23 protein-coding genes are annotated in these 20,382 nt (G+C 70.3%); 18 read left to right on the top strand and 5 right to left on the bottom strand.

What is annotated here, in order from left to right; genetic code table 11:
* Window positions 1–4: 4 nt before the first annotated feature.
* Complete coding sequence (locus tag CCN39_RS22320; protein WP_086844953.1) at window positions 5–1,885, top strand: MFS transporter; 1,881 nt, start codon at window positions 5–7, stop codon at window positions 1,883–1,885.
* A gap of 11 nt (window positions 1,886–1,896) precedes the next feature.
* Window positions 1,897–2,373 (top strand): DUF2771 family protein, encoded by a 477-nt coding sequence (locus tag CCN39_RS22315; protein WP_086844951.1) that lies wholly within the window; start codon window positions 1,897–1,899, stop codon window positions 2,371–2,373.
* Here CCN39_RS22315 and CCN39_RS22310 read toward each other — a convergent pair.
* Window positions 2,370–2,756, bottom strand: coding sequence for a cold-shock protein (locus CCN39_RS22310; RefSeq protein WP_013230216.1), 387 nt, complete (start codon window positions 2,754–2,756; stop codon window positions 2,370–2,372). The two genes, CCN39_RS22315 and CCN39_RS22310, sit on opposite strands and share 4 nt — an antisense overlap.
* A 131-nt stretch (window positions 2,757–2,887) precedes the next feature.
* On the opposite strand from CCN39_RS22310, the gene CCN39_RS22305 reads away from it, so the two are divergent.
* On the top strand, window positions 2,888–3,130 hold the full coding sequence (locus CCN39_RS22305) for a hypothetical protein (protein WP_167455149.1): 243 nt from the start codon (window positions 2,888–2,890) through the stop codon (window positions 3,128–3,130).
* On the opposite strand, the gene CCN39_RS22300 is transcribed toward CCN39_RS22305, so the two are convergent.
* A complete protein-coding gene (locus tag CCN39_RS22300; protein ID WP_086845002.1) occupies window positions 3,127–3,750 on the bottom strand; it encodes an HAD family hydrolase in 624 nt (207 codons plus the stop codon). The genes CCN39_RS22305 and CCN39_RS22300 overlap by 4 nt on opposite strands.
* Window positions 3,751–3,844: 94 nt before the next feature.
* Here CCN39_RS22300 and CCN39_RS22295 point away from each other — a divergent pair, with 94 nt between their 5' ends.
* Window positions 3,845–4,444, top strand: coding sequence for a TetR/AcrR family transcriptional regulator (locus tag CCN39_RS22295; protein WP_086844949.1), 600 nt, complete (start codon window positions 3,845–3,847; stop codon window positions 4,442–4,444).
* Window positions 4,441–5,409: a R2-like ligand-binding oxidase gene (locus CCN39_RS22290; protein WP_086844948.1), complete on the top strand. Its 969-nt coding sequence runs from the start codon at window positions 4,441–4,443 to the stop codon at window positions 5,407–5,409. Before CCN39_RS22295 ends, CCN39_RS22290 begins: the two co-directional genes overlap by 4 nt.
* 126 nt (window positions 5,410–5,535) lie before the next feature.
* Here the strand turns inward: CCN39_RS22290 and CCN39_RS22285 are convergent, their stop codons facing one another.
* Window positions 5,536–7,194, bottom strand: coding sequence for an AMP-binding protein (locus CCN39_RS22285; RefSeq protein ID WP_086844946.1), 1,659 nt, complete (start codon window positions 7,192–7,194; stop codon window positions 5,536–5,538).
* Window positions 7,195–7,296: 102 nt separating this feature from the next.
* Here CCN39_RS22285 and CCN39_RS22280 point away from each other — a divergent pair, with 102 nt between their 5' ends.
* The 12 genes from CCN39_RS22280 (at window position 7,297) to CCN39_RS22225 (ending at window position 16,700) form a co-directional block, all read left to right on the top strand.
* Window positions 7,297–8,196: an SMP-30/gluconolactonase/LRE family protein gene (locus tag CCN39_RS22280; protein WP_086844945.1), complete on the top strand. Its 900-nt coding sequence runs from the start codon at window positions 7,297–7,299 to the stop codon at window positions 8,194–8,196.
* A 37-nt stretch (window positions 8,197–8,233) separates the two neighbouring features.
* On the top strand, window positions 8,234–9,856 hold the full coding sequence (locus tag CCN39_RS22275; protein ID WP_086844943.1) for an AAA family ATPase: 1,623 nt from the start codon (window positions 8,234–8,236) through the stop codon (window positions 9,854–9,856).
* Window positions 9,853–10,062, top strand: a complete 210-nt coding sequence (locus CCN39_RS22270) for a DUF2997 domain-containing protein (RefSeq protein ID WP_086844941.1) — start codon at window positions 9,853–9,855, stop codon at window positions 10,060–10,062. Before CCN39_RS22275 ends, CCN39_RS22270 begins: the two co-directional genes overlap by 4 nt.
* Complete coding sequence (locus tag CCN39_RS22265) at window positions 10,050–10,625, top strand: 4Fe-4S single cluster domain-containing protein (RefSeq protein WP_086844940.1); 576 nt, start codon at window positions 10,050–10,052, stop codon at window positions 10,623–10,625. Before CCN39_RS22270 ends, CCN39_RS22265 begins: the two co-directional genes overlap by 13 nt.
* Window positions 10,622–11,065, top strand: coding sequence for a hypothetical protein (locus CCN39_RS22260; RefSeq protein WP_086844938.1), 444 nt, complete (start codon window positions 10,622–10,624; stop codon window positions 11,063–11,065). Before CCN39_RS22265 ends, CCN39_RS22260 begins: the two co-directional genes overlap by 4 nt.
* The gene (locus tag CCN39_RS22255; RefSeq protein ID WP_086844936.1) at window positions 11,062–12,249 is read left to right on the top strand and encodes a ComEA family DNA-binding protein; all 1,188 of its coding nucleotides are present in this window, start codon (window positions 11,062–11,064) and stop codon (window positions 12,247–12,249) included. The genes CCN39_RS22260 and CCN39_RS22255 overlap by 4 nt, the downstream gene beginning before the upstream one ends.
* A gap of 22 nt (window positions 12,250–12,271) precedes the next feature.
* Window positions 12,272–12,973, top strand: a complete 702-nt coding sequence (locus tag CCN39_RS22250) for an ESX secretion-associated protein EspG (RefSeq protein ID WP_244210944.1) — start codon at window positions 12,272–12,274, stop codon at window positions 12,971–12,973.
* A gap of 72 nt (window positions 12,974–13,045) precedes the next feature.
* Window positions 13,046–13,543, top strand: coding sequence for a hypothetical protein (locus CCN39_RS22245; RefSeq protein WP_086844934.1), 498 nt, complete (start codon window positions 13,046–13,048; stop codon window positions 13,541–13,543).
* A 50-nt stretch (window positions 13,544–13,593) separates the two neighbouring features.
* Window positions 13,594–14,094 (top strand): DUF3558 family protein, encoded by a 501-nt coding sequence (locus tag CCN39_RS22240; RefSeq protein ID WP_244210945.1) that lies wholly within the window; start codon window positions 13,594–13,596, stop codon window positions 14,092–14,094.
* 13 nt (window positions 14,095–14,107) lie between these two features.
* Window positions 14,108–15,523: a hypothetical protein gene (locus CCN39_RS22235; RefSeq protein ID WP_086844930.1), complete on the top strand. Its 1,416-nt coding sequence runs from the start codon at window positions 14,108–14,110 to the stop codon at window positions 15,521–15,523.
* A 47-nt stretch (window positions 15,524–15,570) separates the two neighbouring features.
* Window positions 15,571–16,326, top strand: a complete 756-nt coding sequence (locus CCN39_RS22230; RefSeq protein WP_086844928.1) for a PhzF family phenazine biosynthesis protein — start codon at window positions 15,571–15,573, stop codon at window positions 16,324–16,326.
* On the top strand, window positions 16,326–16,700 hold the full coding sequence (locus tag CCN39_RS22225) for a YccF domain-containing protein (RefSeq protein WP_086844926.1): 375 nt from the start codon (window positions 16,326–16,328) through the stop codon (window positions 16,698–16,700). Before CCN39_RS22230 ends, CCN39_RS22225 begins: the two co-directional genes overlap by 1 nt.
* On the opposite strand, the gene CCN39_RS22220 is transcribed toward CCN39_RS22225, so the two are convergent.
* Entirely contained in the window at window positions 16,697–17,497 is an 801-nt protein-coding gene (locus tag CCN39_RS22220; RefSeq protein WP_086844924.1) for a metallophosphoesterase family protein, read from the bottom strand. The genes CCN39_RS22225 and CCN39_RS22220 overlap by 4 nt on opposite strands.
* A 37-nt stretch (window positions 17,498–17,534) precedes the next feature.
* Window positions 17,535–18,329: an HAD-IIA family hydrolase gene (locus CCN39_RS22215; RefSeq protein ID WP_086844921.1), complete on the bottom strand. Its 795-nt coding sequence runs from the start codon at window positions 18,327–18,329 to the stop codon at window positions 17,535–17,537.
* Between the two features lie 190 nt (window positions 18,330–18,519).
* On the opposite strand from CCN39_RS22215, the gene CCN39_RS22210 reads away from it, so the two are divergent.
* Complete coding sequence (locus CCN39_RS22210) at window positions 18,520–20,292, top strand: multicopper oxidase family protein (protein ID WP_086844919.1); 1,773 nt, start codon at window positions 18,520–18,522, stop codon at window positions 20,290–20,292.
* Window positions 20,293–20,382: the final 90 nt, after the last annotated feature.

Here is a 20,382-nt window from a genome sequence, read left to right as displayed (position 1 = left end):
ACACGTGGCACTCTTCGGCTCCCGCTCCGGCTCAGACGGCTCCCGGTCTGGTCAGCCGCACGGCCGGAAGTCCAAGCGGCGCTGGACGCCGGAACCGGGCGCCGCCCAGGCCAGGTCCTGGCGGGACGCCGCCGCGCCGCGCGCCGAGCACGGCAGCCCGCCGCCGCCCACCCGCGTCCAGCGGCCCGTCCCGCCGCGCGCCGGGTTCCACGACGGCCGCGTGCCGAACGCCGACGAAGCACCCACCGCGGCCGCGCCGGCGAACCACCGGCCGCCGCCCCCGCGCGGGGCCCGGCCGTACGACCCGCACCGCACCGAGCCCGTGCGCCGCGAACCGCCCGGCGGCGGCTTCTACCAGGGTGAACGCCACCCCGGCAGCGGCGAGTACGAGCACTACGACACCGGCGGCTACGCGGGCGAACCGCGGCCGCCGGAGCAGGCGCCGCCGCCGCCACGGGAGGAACCGCGGACGCCGGGCGGCACGCCGAAGCTGCCGAAGAAGATCACCGTCACGCGGGTGGCGGCGATGCGCAGCCGCCAGCTGACCGGCCAGGCCGTCGACGCCTTCCAGCGCGCGACGAAGGCCGACGGCGCCGAGAAGTCCGGCCTGACCTCGCTGACCTACGCCGTGATGCTGAACTACGCCAGCGACGCGGCGATGGCGATCGCGCTCGCCAACACGCTCTTCTTCGCCGCGACCAGCGGCGAGAGCAAGGGCAAGGTGGCGCTCTACCTGCTCATCACGATCGCGCCGTTCGCGCTGGTCGCGCCGGTGATCGGGCCCGCGCTGGACAAGGTCCAGCGCGGCAGGCGGCTGGCGATGTGCGCGTCCTCGATCGGCCAGGGCCTGATGGCCGTCGTGATGGCATTGCACTTCGACGACTGGCTGCTCTACCCGGCCGCGCTCGGGATGATGGTGCTGTCGAAGTCGTTCACCGTGCTCAAGGCCGCGGTGACGCCGCGGGTGCTGCCGTCGGAGATCACGCTCTCGAAGACGAACGCCCGGCTGACCACGTTCGGCCTGGTCGCCGCGGGCGTGTTCGGCGCGCTGGCCAGCGGGATCAACGCCATCTCCGGGTCGGCGGGCGCACTGTGGTTCACGGCGCTGATCTGCGTCGCCGCCGCCGTGCAGTCGATGCGGATCCCGGCCTGGGTGGAGGCGACCGAGGGCGAGGTGCCGACCTCCCTGTCGGCGCACCCGAAGGAGAAGAAGCGCCGCCAGCCGATGGGGCGCCACATCGTCGTCGCGCTCTGGGGCAACGGCTCGGTGCGCGTGCTCACCGGCTTCCTCATGATGTTCGCCGCGTTCGCGGTCAAGGCGCAGACCGAGGGCAGCGGGCAGACGCCGTTCATGCAGCTGCTGCTGCTCGGCGTGATCGGCGCCGCGGCGGGCGCCGGCGGGTTCCTCGGCAACGCGCTGGGCTCGCGCCTGCACTTCGGCAGCCCGGACCAGGTGATCGTCGGGTGCGTGGCGGGCTGCGTGCTGGCCGCGCTGGTCGCGACGGTCCTGCCCGGCCTGGCCACGGCCGCGATCGTCGGCCTGGTCGGCGCGACGGCCAGCGCGCTGGCCAAGATCAGCCTCGACGCCGTCATCCAGGAAGACCTGCCCGAGGAGTCGCGCGCGTCGGCGTTCGGCCGCTCGGAAACCGTGCTGCAGCTGGCCTGGTGCCTGGGCGGCGCGGTCGGCCTGCTGCTGCCGCCGACGTACTGGATCGGCTTCCTGGTGATCAGCGTCGTGCTGGCCGTCGGCCTCACGCAGACGTACCTGGTGCGCCGCGGCGGCTCGCTCGTGCCGGGCCTCGGCGGCGACCGGCCGCTGCGCCCCGAGCCGACCGGCAGCTTCCCGGCCCAGGGCCTGCCCCGGGACCCGACGGCCCGCCGGTAGGGTCTGGGCCCATGCGACGTTCCCGGGTGGTGGCCCTGCTTGCGGCCGGTGGGTTCGCGGTGGCCGGCTGCTCGGCGCCCGGCCCGGCCGAGGTCACCTTCTACGCCGACGGCCACACCGTCAACACCACGCCCGTGCTCACCTGCGACTACACGCAGAAGCTCGCGCAGCCGTGCAGCGCGAAGGGTTCGACGCAGACGCTGAAGGTCCGCCCCGGCAAGCCGGTGCAGATCTCGGTGCCCGGCGAAGTCGCGGACTCGCCCTGGCAGATCGTCTACGAGTACGTCACCCCGCAGGGCGAGTTCAAGCAGAGCGCCCCGATCCCGTTCACGTCGCTGGACCGCTACGCCTACACGGTCACGCCGCCGACGCCGGCCGACCGCATTTCCGCGGTGGACGTGCAGAAGTACACGGCCGTGCTCAACGCGGAAACCGGCGAGTCGGGCCTGCTGCCCAGCGACGTCTGGGGCCTCCGGCTCGAGGCTTAGGGATCGATGTCCCGGGCGACCGCGCGCATGATCTCGGCGATCTGCTTGGTGTGCTTGCGGTCCGGGTAGCGGTTGCGCCGCAGGTCCGGCTGCACCTTCAGCTCCAGCAGCTTGATCATGTCCTCGATCAGGCCGTGCAGCTCCTCGGCGGGGCGGCGCCGCGCCTCGGCGACGGACGGCGGCGGGTCGAGCAGCCGGACGGAGAGCGCTTGCGGCCCACGGCGGCCGTCGGCGACGCCGAACTCCAGCCGCTGCCCGGCCTTCAGCCCCTCGACGCCCTGCGGCAGCGCGGCCTTGCGAATGTAGACGTCGGCGCCACCGTCCTGCGTGACGAACCCGAACCCCTTCTCCGCGTCGTACCACTTGACCTTGCCGGTCGGCACTTCCCTCACCAGTCCTTCTGCTGTCCGCTCACGACGAACGCGCCCGGGGCGTACCCAGGGCGCGCTGGGTAAAGGGTATCTCGCCACAGGCCCTGGGGAGAAGTCGATACCGGCGGATACCCTCATACGTCATGAAGAGCACGACGAAGGAGGCGGGCGTGGCCGCTCCCGGCAAACCGTTCCTGATGCGCGTCGGCATCGGGCTTTTCGGCCTCGGCATGGTCGCCGTGCTGGCGGTGTTCATCATGTTCGCCGCCGGCCTGGAGAACCTGCCGGTGTGGTTGTCGGTCGCCGCCGGGGTGATCACGCCCCTGGGCCTGGCGCTCGGCCTGATCGCGCTGTGGCTCGAAGCGCGCGCCAAGAAAGAGAGCTAAGGCACCACGCTCCCCGCGAACGTCCGCTCGAACCACGCCGGGAACTCCGTCAGCGACTCGAACACCACCTCCGCTCCTTCGCTCAGCAGCAGCGCGCGATCGCACGGCCCGGTGGTGACGCCGACCGCGATCGCCCCGGCCGCGAGGGCACCGCGGATGTCGCCCGCGTGATCTCCGACATACACCCGTGCGTCGTGCGCCAGCAGCGCCTCGGCCTTCTGCGTCGACCACAGCTCGCCGATGACCTCGTCGACGTCGAGCCCGAGCGCGTCCACGTGCAGCTGCGCGTTGGGCCCGTACTTCCCGGTGACGACCAGCGTGCGCCCGCCCGCGGCGTGCACCGCGCGGAGCGACTCGACCGCGCCCGGCAGCGCGACCGTGCTCGGCACGACCACCTCGGGGTACATCGCGCGGAACCGGTCGACGAGCCCGGGGATGCGCTCCTCGGGTGCTTCGAAGCCGCGCAGGATGTCGTCGAGCGGCGGGCCGAGGTTGGCCGCGAACGCCTCGCCGTCCAGCGGCAGGCCGGATTCGACGCCGAGCGCGTTCATCGCCGCGGCCATGCCCGGCCGGGCGTCGATCAGTGTCATGTCGAGGTCGAACCCCACGGTTATGCCCACGACCGACACCGTAGCCGCCACCACCGACAGTTTTACGTGCGAACCGAACGTGTACAGCACCTTGACAGCAGAGTGATCTGTGTCAAGGTGAAGTGTGACCAGCTTCACCGAACGGACAAAGGCGTCCCTGCGCGAAGCACTGCTCGACGCCGCCGCCGACCTGCTGCCGGACCGCGGCCACGCGGGCCTGCGGATGGCCGACGTCGCCGCGAAGGCCGGCGTGAGCAGGCAGACGGTCTACAACGAGTTCGGGAACAAGGCGGCGCTGACCCAGGCGGTGGCGCTGCGCACCGCGTCGGAGTTCCTCGACGGGATCCGGCAGCGGTTCGAAACGGCGGACGGGCTCCTGGCGGGCATCCACCACGCCGTCGTCTACACGATCGAGCACGCGCGGGAGAACCGCCTGGTCGCGGCGGCGCTCGGCACCGAAGCGGGCGAAGACCTGCTGCCGCTGCTCACGACCAGGGGCGAACCGATCCTCACCGCGGCCGTGGACCTCGCCGCCGGGCAGTACCGCGAGCTCGAACCCGGATTGTCCGCCGGAGCCGCGGCCCTGCTCGCGGAGACCGCCGTGCGGCTTTCCCTGTCGCACCTGGTGCTTCCCACGCACTCGGCGGCCGAAGCGGCCGACGCCGTCACCGCGGTACTGGAACCCGCCATCCGCCAATTCGTCCACAATGGAGTGAAACGATGACCGACACGCTCCCGGAACTCCGGACCGGATTCTCCTCACTGCGCAAGGGCGGGCTGAACTGGGACTCGTTCCCGCTGCGGCTGTTCGTCAAGGGCAACAAGAAGTTCTGGAACCCGGCGGACATCGACTTCAGCCGTGAACGCGAAGGCTGGGACACGCTCAACCCCGAGCAGCAGCGCAGCACGACGTACCTGGTCGCGCAGTTCATCGCCGGCGAAGAGGCCGTCACCGAGGACATCCAGCCGTTCATGCGGGCGATGTCGGCGACCGGCCGGTTCGGCGACGAGATGTACCTGACGCAGTTCTGCTTCGAGGAAGCCAAGCACACCGAGGTGTTCCGGCGCTGGATGGACGCGGTCGGCCTGACCGGGGACCTCCACCCGTACGTCGCCGAGAACCCGCACTACCGCAAGCTGTTCTACGAAGAGCTGCCGCAGTCGCTGCGGGCGCTGGAGGACGACCCCAGCCCGCTCAACCAGATCCGCGCGAGCGTCACCTACAACCACGTGATCGAGGGCAGCCTCGCGCTCACCGGGTACTACTCGTGGCAGCTGATCTGCACCCAGCACGACATCCTGCCGGGCATGCAGGAACTGGTCCGCCGCATCGGCGACGACGAGCGCCGCCACATGGCCTGGGGCACGTTCACCTGCCGCCGCCACGTCGCCGCGGACGACTCGCTGTGGGACGCGGTGCAGCAGCGGATGGGCGAGCTGCTGCCGCACGCGCTGAACATGATCCAGTGGGTGCAGGACCAGTTCGAGGAACTGCCGTTCGACAACGACCCGCAGGAAATCGTCCAGTACGCGGCGGACCGGGCGCAGCGGCGGCTGGGCGCGATCGAGTCGGCCCGCGGGATGCCGGTGGAGCAGATCGACGTCGACTACTCGCCGGAGCAGCTGGAGGAAACCTTCGGCGAGGAGGACGCCAAAGCGATCGCGGAAGCCGCCGCGGCGGTGGGCTGAGGCGGGTGCGGGGCACCTTTACGAAGGTGCCCCGCACCGCTGTTCACCACTCCCAGCCGGAGATGATCATCGCTTGCCTCCCTTCGCGCAATCGCGAAGGAACCACGCCCGGCCGCCCTGATCGGTTTAGGCGTGCTTCGCCGCCGCCGCTTCCTCCAGGCCCAGCAGGCTGATCGACTTCTCGCGCATCTCGACCTTGCGGACCTTGCCGGTCACCGTCATCGGGAACTCCTCGACGACGTGGACGTACCGCGGGATCTTGTAGCGTGCGAGCTTGCCTTCGCAGAACTCGCGCACCTGCTCCGCGGTCAACGGCGAAGCTCCCTCGCGCATCCGCACCCAGGCCATCAGCTCTTCGCCGTACTTCTCGTCCGGGACGCCGATCACCTGCGCGTCGAGGATGTCCGGGTGCGTGTAGAGGAACTCCTCGATCTCGCGCGGGTACAGGTTTTCGCCGCCGCGGATGACCATGTCCTTGATGCGGCCGGTGATGTTGAGGTAGCTGTCGTCGTCCATCACCGCCAGGTCGCCGGTGTGCATCCACCGGGCCGCGTCGATCGCCTCGGCCGTCTTGTCCGGCTGTTCCCAGTACCCGAGCATCACCGAATACCCGCGGGTGCACAGCTCGCCCGGCTCGCCGCGCGGGACCGTCAGGCCGGTTTCGGGGTCGACGACCTTGACCTCCAGGTGCGGCCCGACCCGTCCGACCGTCGACACGCGGCGCTCGATCGAGTCGTCGGACCGGGTCTGCGTCGACACCGGGGACGTCTCGGTCATGCCGTAGCAGATGGACACCTCCGCCATCCCCATCCGGTCGATGACCTGCTTCATCACCTCGACCGGGCACGGCGAACCGGCCATGATCCCGGTGCGCAGCGACGACAGGTCGAACTCGCCGAAGTCCGGGTGGTTGAGCTCGGCGATGAACATCGTCGGCACGCCGTAGAGCGACGTGCACCGCTCGGCCGCGACCGCCTCGAGGGTGGCTTTCGGGTCGAACGCGGGTGCCGGGATGACCATGCAGGCGCCGTGGCTGGTGCAGGCCAGGTTGCCCATCACCATGCCGAAGCAGTGGTAGAAGGGCACCGGGATGCAGACCTTGTCCTGCTCGGTGTAGTTGCAGAGCTCGCCGACGAAGTAGCCGTTGTTCAGGATGTTGTGGTGGGACAGCGTGGCGCCCTTGGGGAAGCCCGTGGTCCCGGACGTGTACTGGATGTTGATCGGGTCGTCGGCGGACAGCCCGGCCTGCAGGTGCGCCAGCCGCGCCTGATCGCCGCCGCGGCCGGCGTCCAGCAGCGCCTGCCAGCCCTCGCCGCCCAGGATGACGACCTGTTCGAGCCCCGCGCACTTCTCGCGCACCTCCTCGGCCATCGCGGGGTAGTCCGACGTCTTGAACGCGTCCGACGCCACCAGCAGCCGGATGCCGGCCTGGTTGAGGACGTACTCCAGCTCGTGCGCGCGGTAGGCGGGGTTGATGTTGACCAGGATGGCGCCGATCTTCGCCGTCGCGTACTGGAGGAACGTCCACTCCGCCCGGTTCGGCGACCAGATGCCGACCCGGTCGCCCTTGCCGATTCCCTGCGCGACCAGCCCCAGCGCCAGCGCCGTCACTTCGTCGGCGAGTTCCCGGTAGGTCCACCGCCGGCCGGCGGCCCGGTCGACGAGGGCGTCCCGGTCCCCGAACGCGGCCACCGTCCGGTCGAAGTTGTCGCCGATGGTGTCCCCGAGCAGCGGGACCTCCGAGGTTCCCGAGGCGTAGCTCGGCAAGGCGGGCGCGTCAGGCATGGTGCCTCCTGAAGTCGACGGTGACCCCGCCGAGTCTAGGAACCAGGTACCCGGTCAGCCAGCACGGTGGCAGGATCCCCCGGGGAAGAGGGAGGGAACCCGATGCGCAGAATCCTGGCTCTGGCCGCGGCGATCGCGCTGCTCGTGCCGGCCACACCGGCGTCGGCGGCGGCGAAGGTGATCGTGCTGCCCGGCGCCACGTCCGCCGAGGGGATCACCGCGGCCGGCGGCGGCACCTACTACACCGGCGACCTCATCGCCGGCACGATCTTCCGCGAGGACGTCCGGGGCGGCACGGCCGAGCGCTTCATCGAGGCACCGCCCGGCCAGATGGCGGCCGGGGTGGACTTCGACCGGCGCCACGGCCTGCTGTTCGTCGCCGGCGCGATCGGCGGCAAGGCCTACGTCTACGACGTCCGCACCAAGGCGAAGGTCGCGGACTTCACCTTCGGCGACCCGCAGACGTCCTACGTCAACGACGTGGTGGTGACGCCGCAGGGCGCCTGGTTCACCGACTCCTACCACCCGCAGCTGTTCTTCGTGCCCGTCGTGGCCGGCCGGCCCGGGACGCCGCGCACCCTGCCGCTGACCGGGCCGGGCGCGGGCGGCTCACCGGGGAACTTCTTCATGAACGACGTCATCGCCACGCCGTCCGGCAACACCCTGCTCGTGGCCGCGACGATCCCCGGCAAGGTGTACACGATCAACCCGCGCACCGGGGTCAGCGAAGAGATCGCGGGCGTGGCCGCGCCCAGCGTCGCCAGCCTCGTGCTCGAAGGGAACCGGCTCTGGGCGGTCCAGCTCGACGACAAGATCACCCGATGGTGTCTCGACGGCGGCCTGAGCCACGGCACCCCCGCCGGCACGATCACCGACCCGCTGTTCGACCAGCCGGTCTCGGCGCTCAAGGTCGGCAGCCACCTCGCCGTCGTCAACTCCCACATCTACAGCGGCTACCCGCCCACCAGCCCGACGTACGAGATCCTCGTCGTCGACGCGTGAGTTGGTAAGGTCCGAACGGACTTCGAGGGGGCGATCGATGGCCGGGTTCCGCGACGAGCTGACCCAGTTGCTGCAGGCGCGCTACCCGCTGCTCGTCGTCGAGACGCACGAGGAGCAGCGGGTGCTGCGGGAAATCCGCGCGGTCGCCGAAGACGCCCACCGGCTGCGGACCCCGCGACGCGTCTACGTCTGGTCGTCGACCACCGGGCTGGCCCCCGCGGGCGGCCCGCCGATCAGCGAGACCCGCACCGCGGCCGCCGCGCTCGAACGCGTCTACGGCTGGGGTGAACCCGCCGTCTTCGTGTTCGCCGACCTGCACCCGTCACTGGTGTCGGAGGGCGGGCACCGGCCCGATCCCGACGTCGTGCGCCGGCTGCGGGAGCTCGCCGCCGCGTTCAAGACCCGGCCGGTGCCGCTGAGCGTGATCCTCGTGTCGCCTTCGCTGCCCGTGCCGCCGGAGCTGGAGCACGACGCGACCGTCGTCGACTTCCCGCTGCCCGACCAGCGCCAGATCGGCGAGCTGCTCGACAGCATGGTCGCCGCGCACCGGCAGAACGTCCGGATCAGCATCGACCGCGACGACCGGGACGTGATCGTCGCCGCCGCGCGCGGCCTCACGCTGCCCGAGGCCGAGAACGCGTTCGCCAGGGCCCTGGTCGAGGGCGGCGGGCTCGATCCGAGCGACCTCGAGCTGATCCTCGCCGAGAAGCGCCAGGCCGTCCGGCGGTCCGGGATGCTCGACATCGTGCCGGCGGAGACGAGCTTCGACGCCGTCGGCGGCCTCGACCGGCTCAAGCGCTGGCTGACCAAGCGCACCGGCACCTGGACGCCCGCGGCGTCGGCGTACAACCTCGCGGCGCCGAAGGGCCTGCTGCTCACCGGCGTCCCCGGCTGCGGCAAGAGCCTGTCCGCGGTGTGCGTCGCGAACATGTGGCGGCTGCCGCTGCTGCGGCTGGACCTCGGGCGCGTCTTCGCCGGGCTGGTGGGGTCGAGCGAGAAGAACATCCGCACGGTCATCCGCACCGCGGAGGGCATCGCGCCGTGCGTGCTGTGGGTCGACGAGATCGAAAAGGGCCTCGCGGGCGCGGGCGGCGGCGGTGACGGCGGCACCGCGCGGCGCGTGTTCGGCACGTTCCTGTCCTGGATGCAGGAAAAGTCGGCGCCGGTCTTCGTGATGGCCACCGCGAACCAGGTCGGCTCGCTGCCGCCGGAGTTCCTGCGCAAGGGCCGGTTCGACGAGATCTTCTTCGTCGACCTGCCCTCGGCGCCCGAGCGCGCCGCGATCTGGCGGATCCACCTGCACAAGCGCGTCACCGATCCGTTCGTGGGCAGCGAACTGGGGCTGGACGACGGGCTGTTCGCCGAGCTCGCCGACGTCAGCGCGGGCTACAGCGGCGCCGAGATCGAGCAGGCCGTGCTGTCCGGCCTGGTCGACGCGTTCGCCGAGAAGCGGCCGCTACGCCGGGACGACCTGGTGCGGGCGGTGCAGTCGACCGTGCCGCTGTCGGTCACCCAGGCCGACGAGATCCTGGCCATCCGGAACTGGGCGGAGACCAGGGCCGTCGCGGCGACGGACACGTCGGGCTCCGGTTCGGCGCCGGTCGCGCCGCCGCCTCCGCCGGCACCGGCGTCACCGAGTGGGAGGACGATCGACGTATGACGCACCGCGTGACCGTGACGATCGGCAAGGACGGCTCGATCAGCGCCGAGACCCACGGCGTGACCGGCTCGAAGTGCCTCGACTACATCCCGCTGCTGGAGGACCTGCTCGGCGCGGAGACCGAGACGTCGGAGTTCACCGAGGACTACCGGCGCACCTCGGTGGAAGACACCGCTTCGCAGCAGCAGTCGCAATGGAACACCTGAACCTGCACCGGATCGTCGACGTCACCCTCGCCGAAGGCCCGGGTGCGCGGTGTGCCGTGTGGACGCAGGGGTGTTCGGTGCGCTGCCCGGGGTGCTTCAACCCGCAGACGTGGACGACCCGCGGCGGGTTTTCCTTGCCGTGGCGGGACTTGGTGTCCCGGGTGCTGGGGGTCGAGGGCATCGAAGGCGTCACGCTGCTCGGCGGCGAGCCGTTCGACCAGGCCGGGCCGCTGGGGCACTTCGCCGCGGCGGTGCGCGCGGCGGGGCTCTCGGTGATGACGTTCACCGGGCACGTCCTGGAAGACTTGCCGCCGTCCCCGCTGTTGGATTCGACGGATCTACTGGTGGACGGGCCTTTCCTGGCCGACCGGCCGGAGCCGTCGCGGCCGTGGGTGGGCTCGGCGAACCAGCGGTTCCACTTCCTGACCGACCGCTACGACGAGTCGATCTTCACCATCCCGAACCGCCTCGAACTGACGATCGCCCCGGACGGCGCGATCGAGCTGAACGGGTTCGCCACCACCGAAGTACTGGAAGCGCTGCTCGAAGGGGAACGCCGATGAGTGTCACGCTCAAGCTCCGCAGTGAGGCACTGGCCCAGCTCGACGCCGCCACGATCGCCGCGCACGCGCAGGCGCAGCCGGGAGTCGTGACGGTGCGGACGCGGATGCGGCACCGGGATCTCCTCGCCCGCGCTTTGGCCGGGCTGCGGGCCCAGGTCACCGACGACGGCACGTCGGTCGTCGCCGCCTGGGAGGGCCGGCGGATCACGTTCGGCTACGGGCCCGAGGGCGTCCAGGTGGCGCACGTCGACGGGCCGGGTCTGGTGCCCGCGGAGGCTTCGCGGCTGGTGTTGTCGGTCGACGAGGCGTACGCGGCCGAAGTGCAGCGGGCGGTGCTCGCGCGGCTGAAGGACCGGGCGGCGCAGGCGGGCATGCGCGTCGAGTCGGAGCGGGTCAACGCCGACCAGTCGATCAGCGTCACGCTGGCCGCCACGTCGTGACCGAGACCAGGGTCGGGCTGATCGAGTTCGGCAAGGCGATCCACGACTCGGTCACCGTCCCCGGCCTCGGGGAACTGCCCGGCGGGCAGGTGAGCACGGGGCGCGCGGTCCGCGGCGCCCGCGCGCGGCTCCTCCGGGGCGATCGGATCGTCGAGGACAACCTGCGCCTGGGGATCATGGTGCGGAAGAAGTTCTTCTCCAGCGACGTCGAGCCGGTGACGGACGCCGGGTTCCTGAAGGACGTGTTCGTCGCCGTCGGGCGGCGGGACCTCGGCAACGGCGACGCGCTGGAGCTGTACACCGACGAAGCCGTCGGGCCGGACCTGAGCCATCCGGAGGGGGTGGCGTCGGTGGGGGCGCCGGCTTTCGAGCCGCTGACGGGGTTTCACGCGCAGGTGGTCGTCCGCGAGGGCGTCCTGCGGTTCGGTGCGTTGGCTGCGTTGTCGCGGAACGGCCAGCCGATCCGGGTGCTCGGGCTGTTCGGGCCCGCGGGACCGCTCGAGGAGCTGCCGCCGGGCCAGGCGGCGACGGTGTTGCTGGGCTTCCAGTGCGACGTCCCGCCGCTGGCCGGGGACACGCTGACGACGTTCCCCGCCGGCGATTCCGTGGAGCGGCGCGACGGGACGGCGGTGGTGCACGGCGTCACCGACCTCGGCACCGGCGCACTGGTGGCGGCGGTCGAGGTGCCGGAGGGGCGCACCGCGGCGTTCACGGTGGGGGTGTCCGTCCGGGTGCTGCGCCCGATCGGGACGACGTTCAACGAGCGGCACACGGTCGTCGCGGCGGGGTTGCCGGTGCTTTCCCTGGCGCGGGACGGCGTCGCGGTGCGCACGTCGGCGGGATCGCGGGTGTTCACGGTCGGCCTGGGGACGCGGGATCTGCGGCAGAACGACGTGCTCGAGGCTTACGTCCCGGCGTCGGCTCCTCCGCTGTCAGCACCCCCGGTGGCTTTGGTGGACGTCAACACGGCTCCGGCGCCCGATTTGGCGAGTTTGCCGGGCCTTTCGCCGGCCCGCGTGGCAACGGCGCTGGAGCTGCGCCGCCAACAAGGCGGCTTCCCCGACGTGGAGGCCTTCGGAGTGGCGATCGGCTTGCAGCCACACGAAATCGTCCGCCTCCGCGGACGGGCGACGGCCGGGCGGGTGACGTTCCGCGAGACGGGCGTTCGTCAGCTGGACATCTGAGGGATTCCGCTACGCTCGAGACGTGCCGGAGGAATTCTCGCTGGGCTTGACGGAGGTCGCCGCCGCGATCCGGCGCACGGGCCTCCCGGCGCACTGGCACCCGTTCGAGATCCCCAGCCCGGGCCACACGCTGGAGGAGAACGAACGCATCCTCGCGGCGGCATGGGAGTCGATGCGGGCGCGCGGGCTGGCGGGCCCGGAGAAGCTGGACATCGAGGTGGAGCAGACGCTCCGGGCGTGGACGCAGCCGGAGGTGCTGATCATCGTCCGCGCGGCGGAGGTGGCGGACGCCCGCCAGGTGTTCTACCGAGCGACCATCGGCCACGGCCTTGGTGTGTTTTCGGAGCTGGCGGGCGAGGAGATCCTGTTCGCGCAGACACGGCCGGACCGGCTGGTCGACCTGGTGGTCGGCATGCTGCCGAGCTACCGGCCGGTGCCGCTGGCGGAGCTGACGTTCGTCTCACCGGGCACCCGCGAAGACGCCGCCGCGGCGGCGGAGTTCTCGTCGTGGCCCCTGCACCGCTACGGCACGTTCGAGCTGTCGACCCGCCAAGGCCAGGGCGCCCTTCACCCGATCGGCGCAGCCACGTTCATCGACAACGACGGCGGCCGGTTCTTGATGTTCAACGAGCCGCTCCCGGGCCACGAAACCCGCGTGCACTTCACCCCTTCGGATGGTTCTCACCTGCGGAGCTGGCTCCACGACCGTGGCCGGAACCACTGACACTGCCGGTTCGTCACTAGTACAGTGCGAAGGGACCACGCAGGGTGGTCCCTGGACGACGGGGAGGGCGTCATGGGCGGATCGCAGTTCGGCGCACCGGGGTCGTTCACACCCCCACCGGCGGCCGGGGACGCCGGGTCGAACTTCCTCTCGGGCCTGCTCGACGGACCGGCGGACTCGGAAGCGGCCCAGCGGGTAAGCGAGGGCGGCCACCACCTGAAGTCCCTCGCCGAGGGCGGCCAGTTCGCGGTGAACGAAGAGGGCTTCCAGGCCTACATGAAAGCCTGCGACTTCTTCCTCGACGGCTACAACAGCATGATCCGCGAGGTCAACCTCCTCGGTACGGCGGCGAACATGGGTAGTAGTGAATATGCCAGAGCCGTCGCCAACTTCAACGTAAAAGTCGCCAACGGTGACGAGGAAGCTCTCATCCCGAACCTGATCAAGATGCGTGACGGTGTTCAGCAGGCCCGTGAAGCCATGGTGATCGCGCGCAAGAACTACCGGGAAACCGAGAACGCTCACAGTATGACGTTCGCCGAACTCAACAAGGGGCTACAGGAGCAGTGAACGTACGACGCGTTCTGGTCACGTTCACCGCGGTGACTTTCGCTTTCAGCATGGCCGCCTGTACGAGCCAGGTCGGGGGGCAAGCGAACCCCAGCTCATCCGCGGCGAATTCGCCCGCGCCGAGCACAGTAGCGAGTGGAAGCCCCTTTGCGGGCCTGAACCCGTGCACCATGCTTGATCAGGCCCTCGCCGGGCAGGACTTCCCGCCGGCCACTCCGACGATCGCACGGTCGAAGGAAAGCTGCGGCACCAACAAACTGGCGTCCGGCAATACGCCTGGCGTCGACGTGGCCTTGTCTCTCCAGGCCGGGCAGTCCTATCGGGACAACGTCGGTAATCCGAGTCAGGCCAGCGAGGGAAAGGTCAACGGGCGCCCCGCAGTCGAAGAACGCGAGCCTGAGCATTCGTCCGGCCAGTGCGGCGTGTGGCTGGACGTGAAACCCCAGTCCAGGGCTCTGGTGCTGGTCAGCTCGAGCTCGGACACCGCCAGGGCCTGCCAGCTGGTCGGAGACATCGCCGCGAAGGTCGAGCCACTACTGCCGAAGAACTGAGACGGAGTCAGCCATGAGTCAGCCGCACCGGGCGCAGCATCGCCAGTCCGAGGGTGACTACTACGCGGCCACCGAGCAGAAGCTTCAGGGCAACACCGATGCACAGAGGTTGACTCAGAAAGCCGCGTCGGACTACTCGGTCGCGCAAGGGAAAGTCCTGCAGGAGGGACAGAACCTGCGGGGCGATTCACCGGCTCCCGGCGAGAACTACGCGAACAGCCCGCACGAAGTCCTGTACGACATGGTGCACAAGGACCTGGACATCGAGGGCATCAACGACCGCAGCCGGGTGGCCAACGTCTACGGCAACTGGCTCGCCGACGCCTCCAACCAGTTCCGCGATGCTGCTACGGCAGCCGGAGGGGCCTGGCAGGGTCCCGCGGCCGAACAGGCGAACACCTTCTTCCAGACCACCGCCGGCCACACCGAACAGACCGGCGACGCCATGCAGCTGGTCTCCAACCACTACTCGCAGCAGTCGGCGGCGGCTCACTACGCCAAGACCAACATGCCCGAGCCCACCGGGTTCAACCAGCAAGCCGAGCTGGACAAAGCCCGGCAGCAGTACGAATCCGGCAATCTCATCGGGATGAACACGACCATGGTCGGCATCCAGGCCAAGCAGCAGCAGGCAGATGCCGCTCATCAGCAGGCCGTTCAGGTTCTGCAAGGTCTCGACTCCACCTACCACGAAACCGCCAGTACCCAGCCCACCTACACGCCTCCGCCGCAGTTGGGGCAAGGGGATTCCACCTCCGTCAGCGGGTTCCACGGCACCAGCAGCACCGGCTTCACCGGCACCCCCGCCATCGGTGGCACCGGGCCCGGCGGCACCACCGGAACCTACGTGCCCGGAGGACCAGGAGGACCAGGCGGACCAGGCGGCCCGGGAGGACCTGGCGGCCCCAACCCGCCCGGCACCACGCCTCCCTACGTTCCGCCCGGGACCAGCAGCGGCACCGGGACCTTCAGCGGCAACACCAACTTCCGCGCCGCCCCCGCCGCCGGTACGTTCGGGCGGGTTACGCCCGATGGGCTTGCCCTGCCCGGGACCACCACCGCCGGCGGCGGTGGCTCGGGAAACAGCGGGGACACCACTCGCGGCAAGAGCTCCGGGCGGGCCGGGACCGGGTTCGCCGGGTCGCGGGTGTCCGGTAGTGCCGGCGCCGGCGCTCCGAAAGACAGCGAAGGCGGCAAAACCGGCAGCAAGGCCGGCGAACGGCTCGAGCGCGGCGCGACCGCGGCCGCCGCGGCCAAGGGCAAAGGTGGCACCGGTGCCGCCGCTCCGGGGGCCGCCGGGAAGAAGAAAGAAGACGACAAAGAGCACAAGAACAAGTACGCCGTCGAGGACGATGTCTTCGATCTCAAGCCGGAGCGCGGGCCGGACGGGGAAAAGATCGTGCGGCCGACCATCGGGGAGACCACCTAAGGGACAGACCCGAGGGAAGCCGGAAAATCTCCGGCTACATTGGTGACATGCGCTTCTTCATCGTCGACGCCTTCACCGATCGCGCCTTCGCCGGGAACTCCGCCGGCGTCGTCCTCCTGGACGAGCCCGCCGACCCCGCCTGGATGCAGTCCGTCGCCGCCGAGATGAAGCACGCCGAGACCGCCTTCGTCGTCACCGGGAACGGGCACGACGGGCCCAAGTCGCTCCGGTGGTTCACCCCCGCCGTCGAGGTCGCCCTCTGCGGGCACGCCACCCTCGCCGTCACGCACGTTCTCGGCGGGGACCAGACCTACACCACCAAAAGCGGCGAACTGCGCGCCAGCGCCAAGGACGGCTGGGTCGAGCTGGACTTCCCCTCCGACCCGCCGCACCCCACCGACGACGACCTGTCCGGAATCCTCCCCGGTGTCGACATCGAGTACACCGGCCGCGGCGTCGAGAACCTCTTCGCCGTCGTCAAGGACGCCGACACCGTCCGTGCCCTCGAGCCGGACCTCGAGGCACTCAAGCACACCTGGACCGGACGGCTACTGGTCACCGCGCAGGAGAACGACTACGTGAGCCGCTTCTTCGCGCCGGGCGTCGGCATCGACGAAGATCCCGTCACCGGCTCCGCGCACTGCATCCTCTCGCCCTACTGGTCCGAGCGACTCGGTAAGAAGGAACTCACCGGCGAGCAGGCGTCAGAGCGCGGCGGCATCGTGAGGACCCGCCAGGACGGCGACCGCGTGCACCTCGCCGGCCAGGCCGTCACCGTCCTGAGCGGGGAGCTGCACGTCTGATGCGCACCCTGCTGAACATCATCTGGCTCGTCCTGTGCGGCTTCTGGATGGCCCTCGGCTACCTGCTCGCCGGCGTCATCTGCTGCATCCTGATCGTCACCATCCCGTTCGGGCTGGCGTCGTTCCGGATCGCGCGCTACGCGTTCTGGCCGTTCGGCCGCACCATCGTCGAGCGGCGGGACGCCGGTGCCGCGTCGTGCGTCGGGAACGTCGTCTGGTTCGTCTTCGCCGGGTGGTGGCTCGCGCTCGGGCACGTCTTCACCGGCATCGCCCTCTGCATCACCATCGTCGGCATCCCGCTCGGCATCGCGAACTTCAAGCTGATCCCGGTGTCCCTGGTGCCGCTGGGCAAGGAGATCGTCGAGATCGCCTAGGACTCCGGCGAGAACGGCAGCTCGACCACCAGGCACGGCCCGCCGACGAACAGGCCGCCGTCGACGCCCAGCGCCTTGCCGCCCGCGTACAGGAACGGGCCCTCGATCTGCGTCGGGTGGATGCCCAGCTGGTCGGCGATGACGCTGTGCCCGTGCACGATCCGCGAGCCGCCGAGGGCGTCCATCAGCTTCTGGGCGTTTTCCTCGCCGTCCGGGCCGCGGAAGGCGTAGCGCGTCGTCATCCGGCGCCAGACGTCCCACCAGGCCTCGATGTCGCTGCCCTCGAGGATCTCGCGAGCCGCCTCGTTGATCTCGTCGAGCGACGAGCCCCAGTCGAGGTACTCCAGCGTGTCCGAGTGCAGCAGCAGGTGGTCGGCGGCGACGGCGGCCAGCGGGCGCGCGGTCAGCCACTCGATGTGCTCGGGGGTCAGCCGGTCCTGGTCCGACAGCAGGCCGCCGTTGATCTCCCAGCTGCGGGCGAAGCTGCGCGGGCCGAAGTCGGACGGCACCGGCTCGTCGCCGAAGTGGTACATCCCCAGCGCGAGGATCTCGTGGTTGCCCAGCAGCGTCTGGACCTGCCCGCCGGCCTCGGCCGCCTGCGCTTCGAGCCGCATGACCAGGTCGATCGCGCCGACACCGTCCGGGCCGCGGTCGACGAAGTCGCCGAGGAACCACAGCTGGGCCTCGCCGCCGGACCAGTTGTCCTCCTCGTCGAGGAGGCCTTCGGATCTCAGCGCGTCGGCGAGTTCGTCACGGTGGCCGTGGACGTCGCCGACGACGTACGTCGACTTGCTCATCCGCTGACGATATGCCCTGCGGCCACCCGGCTCGCGGTCAGCCTTCGCCGAACGGGTCCCCGGTTCGCCCGATCAGGTCGGCGACGGAGTCGATCACCATCGTGGGCCGGTACGGATAGCGCTCGGCCGACTCCGGGGTGGATATGCCGGTGAGCACCAGAATGGTCTGCAGCCCGGCCTCGATGCCCGAGTGCACGTCGGTGTCCATCCGGTCGCCGATCATCAGCGTCGACTCCGAGTGCGCGCCGAGCCGCCGCAGCGCCGAGCGCATCATCAGCGGGTTCGGCTTGCCGACGTAGTACGGCGAGCGGCCGGTGGCCTTCTCGATCAGCGCCGCGACGGACCCGGTGGCCGGCATCGAGCCCTCCACGCTGGGGCCGGTCGCGTCGGGGTTCGTCGCGATGAACTTCGCGCCGCCTTCGATCAGCCGGATCGCGCGCGTGATGGCGCTGAAGCTGTACGTGCGGGTCTCGCCCAGCACGACGTAGTCCGGGTCGCGCTCGGTCAGCACGTAGCCGACCTCGTGCAGCGCCGTCGTCAGGCCCGCTTCGCCGATGACGTACGCGGAGCCGTTCGGCCGCTGGGACGAGAGGAACTTCGCGGTCGCCAGTGCCGAGGTCCAGATCGACTCCTCGGGGATGTCGAGCCCGGTGCGCTCCAGCCGCGCCCGCAGGTCGCGCGGGGTGTAGATCGAGTTGTTCGTCAGCACCAGGAAGTCGATGCCGTTCGCCTTCAGCTCGGCGAGGAACTCGTCGGCCCCCGGGACGAGGTGCTCCTCCTTCACCAGGACGCCGTCCATGTCGGAGAGGTACGTCCACCGGCGTTCGTTCATGGTGCGGAACCTATCACGCGCGCGAGACACCTGCGTGATACGCCGAAAAGGGCTACAGTTGGAATTGCCGGTATCGCGAGGGGAGTCGCGTTCCCGGTCACCGAGGGGGTTCGGGGGAATACTTTTCGACGTCGACGGCGTGCGCGCCGCCGCGCAATTCTTCCTGCCCCCGCACCGAAGGGGGAGAATCATGACCGAAATCATCGAGCGCCCGGCTGCTGCTGGGCCGATCACCGAGCCGAACTGGGGACTCACCAAGTTCCTCGACCCGCTCCGCATTCCACCCGTGTTCCGGCCACGCGGCCGGGAAATGATCACCATTCCGATGGTGACCCAGCATCAGCGACTGCACTCCGAATTGCCCGAAAGCACGTTGTGGACCTACGCGGGGCATTTCCCGGGTCCGACGATCGAAGTGCGCAGCGGCAAGCAGCTGCGGATTTCGTGGTCGAACGAAATCGAAGGCGGCTTTCCGCTCGTCGCCGTTCAAGGGCCGTTGGCCACCGCGCCGACCAGCCGCCCGGGCCGCGAACTGGACAAGGACGGCTATTCGATCGTCGAGGGCGTCGCCGACCTGCCGGCGTGGACGGTCGTCCACCTCCACGGCGCGCGCACCAACGCCGGCAACGACGGCTGGGCGCACAACGCGGGCCTCGAGGGCACGTCCCAGCTGGCCGAGTACCAGAACCGCCAGCCGGCGATGCCGCTCTGGTACCACGACCACGCCATGGCGATCACGCGCTTCACCGTCCACACGGGCCTGGCCGGGATGTACCTGATCCGCGACGACGAGGAGGACGCGCTCGGCCTGCCGCACGGCGACCACGAGATCCCGCTGATCATCACCGACCGGAACCTGGACACCGACCCGGCGACCGGCGCCCTCACCGGGCAGCTGCTCTTCAAGTTCCCGGTCATCCCAGGCGGCCCGGCGATCCCGTTCACGGGCCCGTTCAACCTGGTCAACGGCGTGATCTGGCCGCACCTGGACGTCGAACCGCGGTGGTACCGCTTCCGCCTGCTCAACGCGGCCAACTCGCGGTTCTACACGCTCGACCTGGTCGACGAGAACAACATGCCGGTCAACGACGCCGTCCGCCTGATCGGCACCGACGGCGGCCTGCTGCCCGCGCCGGCGCCGCTGCCCGCCGGCGGGCTGACCGTCGCCCCGGCCGAGCGCTTCGACCTCCTCATCGACTTCAGCCGCTTCAAGGGCCAGAAGCTCAAGCTGCGCAACGCCGACCCGCAGCTGGGCATCGTCGAACCGGACCTGATGGAGTTCCGGGTGGGCGGTCGGCCCCGGCACGACCCGTTCACGCTGCCGGAGAAGATCTCGACGTCGTACGTCCGGCTGCAGCACGGCACGACCCTGCCGGAGGACCACGACCACGTCTGGGTCGCGCTGCTGCTCAACCAGGCCGGCCACCCGGAGATGTGGGACCTCGAGCAGGTCGAGGCGGATCCCGGCGGCGAGGGGATCATCCAGCTCCAGGACCCGAACGGCGGCCTGAAGACGTTCCGGATGGTCGGCCGCATCTTCGACGACACCACCGGCGTCTTCATCGACCACGACCGGTGGGCGGTGTGGAACCTCCTGCACGTCGCGAACGGCGGCCCGGCCCACCCCATCCACATCCACCTGACGGAGTTCCAGGCGCTCTTCCGGCGGCGCTTCACCACGACGTTCGACCAGGCCACCGAGCGGACGACGGCGCCGATCGACGGCTTCACCGACGTCCCGCTGGAGAAGTACGAGGAGGGCTGGAAGGACACGATCATCGTGCACCCCGGCCAGTGGGTGAGCGTGGCCGGGCGGTTCGGCGGTGGCACCGGCGAGTTCATGTACCACTGCCACATCCTCGACCACGAGGACGAGGGCATGATGCGGCCGTTCGTCGTGCACCCGCCGGCGGTGGCGAAGTTCCACGTCCACCCCGGCGGCGGCCACCACCACGCCGCCTGAGGTCAGGAGGCCGCGGCCGGGTGGATCGTGACGGTCGCGGCCTTCACCGAGAGCGTCACCGCCGAGCCGGGCTCCAGGGCGAGCTCGGCG

Origin of the sequence: Amycolatopsis kentuckyensis (assembly GCF_002155975.1) — a bacterium.
GTDB classification, from domain to species: Bacteria; Actinomycetota; Actinomycetes; order Mycobacteriales; family Pseudonocardiaceae; genus Amycolatopsis; species Amycolatopsis kentuckyensis.
The sequence above is the reverse complement of the archived record's forward strand: the minus strand, read 5'-3'. Positions and strand labels throughout refer to the sequence as shown.

Bases quoted from the DNA above. Each gene is read 5' to 3' on its own strand.
- CCN39_RS22315 (WP_086844951.1), top strand. From the start codon at position 1,897: ATGCGACGTTCCCGGGTGGTGGCCCTGCTTGCGGCCGGTGGGTTCGCG.
- CCN39_RS22305 (WP_167455149.1), top strand. From the start codon at position 2,888: ATGAAGAGCACGACGAAGGAGGCGGGCGTGGCCGCTCCCGGCAAACCG.
- CCN39_RS22290 (WP_086844948.1), top strand. From the start codon at position 4,441: ATGACCGACACGCTCCCGGAACTCCGGACCGGATTCTCCTCACTGCGC.
- CCN39_RS22285 (WP_086844946.1), bottom strand. From the start codon at position 7,194: ATGCCTGACGCGCCCGCCTTGCCGAGCTACGCCTCGGGAACCTCGGAG.
- CCN39_RS22280 (WP_086844945.1), top strand. From the start codon at position 7,297: ATGCGCAGAATCCTGGCTCTGGCCGCGGCGATCGCGCTGCTCGTGCCG.
- CCN39_RS22275 (WP_086844943.1), top strand. From the start codon at position 8,234: ATGGCCGGGTTCCGCGACGAGCTGACCCAGTTGCTGCAGGCGCGCTAC.
- CCN39_RS22270 (WP_086844941.1), top strand. From the start codon at position 9,853: ATGACGCACCGCGTGACCGTGACGATCGGCAAGGACGGCTCGATCAGC.
- CCN39_RS22265 (WP_086844940.1), top strand. From the start codon at position 10,050: ATGGAACACCTGAACCTGCACCGGATCGTCGACGTCACCCTCGCCGAA.
- CCN39_RS22260 (WP_086844938.1), top strand. From the start codon at position 10,622: ATGAGTGTCACGCTCAAGCTCCGCAGTGAGGCACTGGCCCAGCTCGAC.
- CCN39_RS22245 (WP_086844934.1), top strand. From the start codon at position 13,046: ATGGGCGGATCGCAGTTCGGCGCACCGGGGTCGTTCACACCCCCACCG.
- CCN39_RS22240 (WP_244210945.1), top strand. From the start codon at position 13,594: ATGGCCGCCTGTACGAGCCAGGTCGGGGGGCAAGCGAACCCCAGCTCA.
- CCN39_RS22235 (WP_086844930.1), top strand. From the start codon at position 14,108: ATGAGTCAGCCGCACCGGGCGCAGCATCGCCAGTCCGAGGGTGACTAC.
- CCN39_RS22230 (WP_086844928.1), top strand. From the start codon at position 15,571: ATGCGCTTCTTCATCGTCGACGCCTTCACCGATCGCGCCTTCGCCGGG.
- CCN39_RS22225 (WP_086844926.1), top strand. From the start codon at position 16,326: ATGCGCACCCTGCTGAACATCATCTGGCTCGTCCTGTGCGGCTTCTGG.
- CCN39_RS22220 (WP_086844924.1), bottom strand. From the start codon at position 17,497: ATGAGCAAGTCGACGTACGTCGTCGGCGACGTCCACGGCCACCGTGAC.
- CCN39_RS22215 (WP_086844921.1), bottom strand. From the start codon at position 18,329: ATGAACGAACGCCGGTGGACGTACCTCTCCGACATGGACGGCGTCCTG.
- CCN39_RS22210 (WP_086844919.1), top strand. From the start codon at position 18,520: ATGACCGAAATCATCGAGCGCCCGGCTGCTGCTGGGCCGATCACCGAG.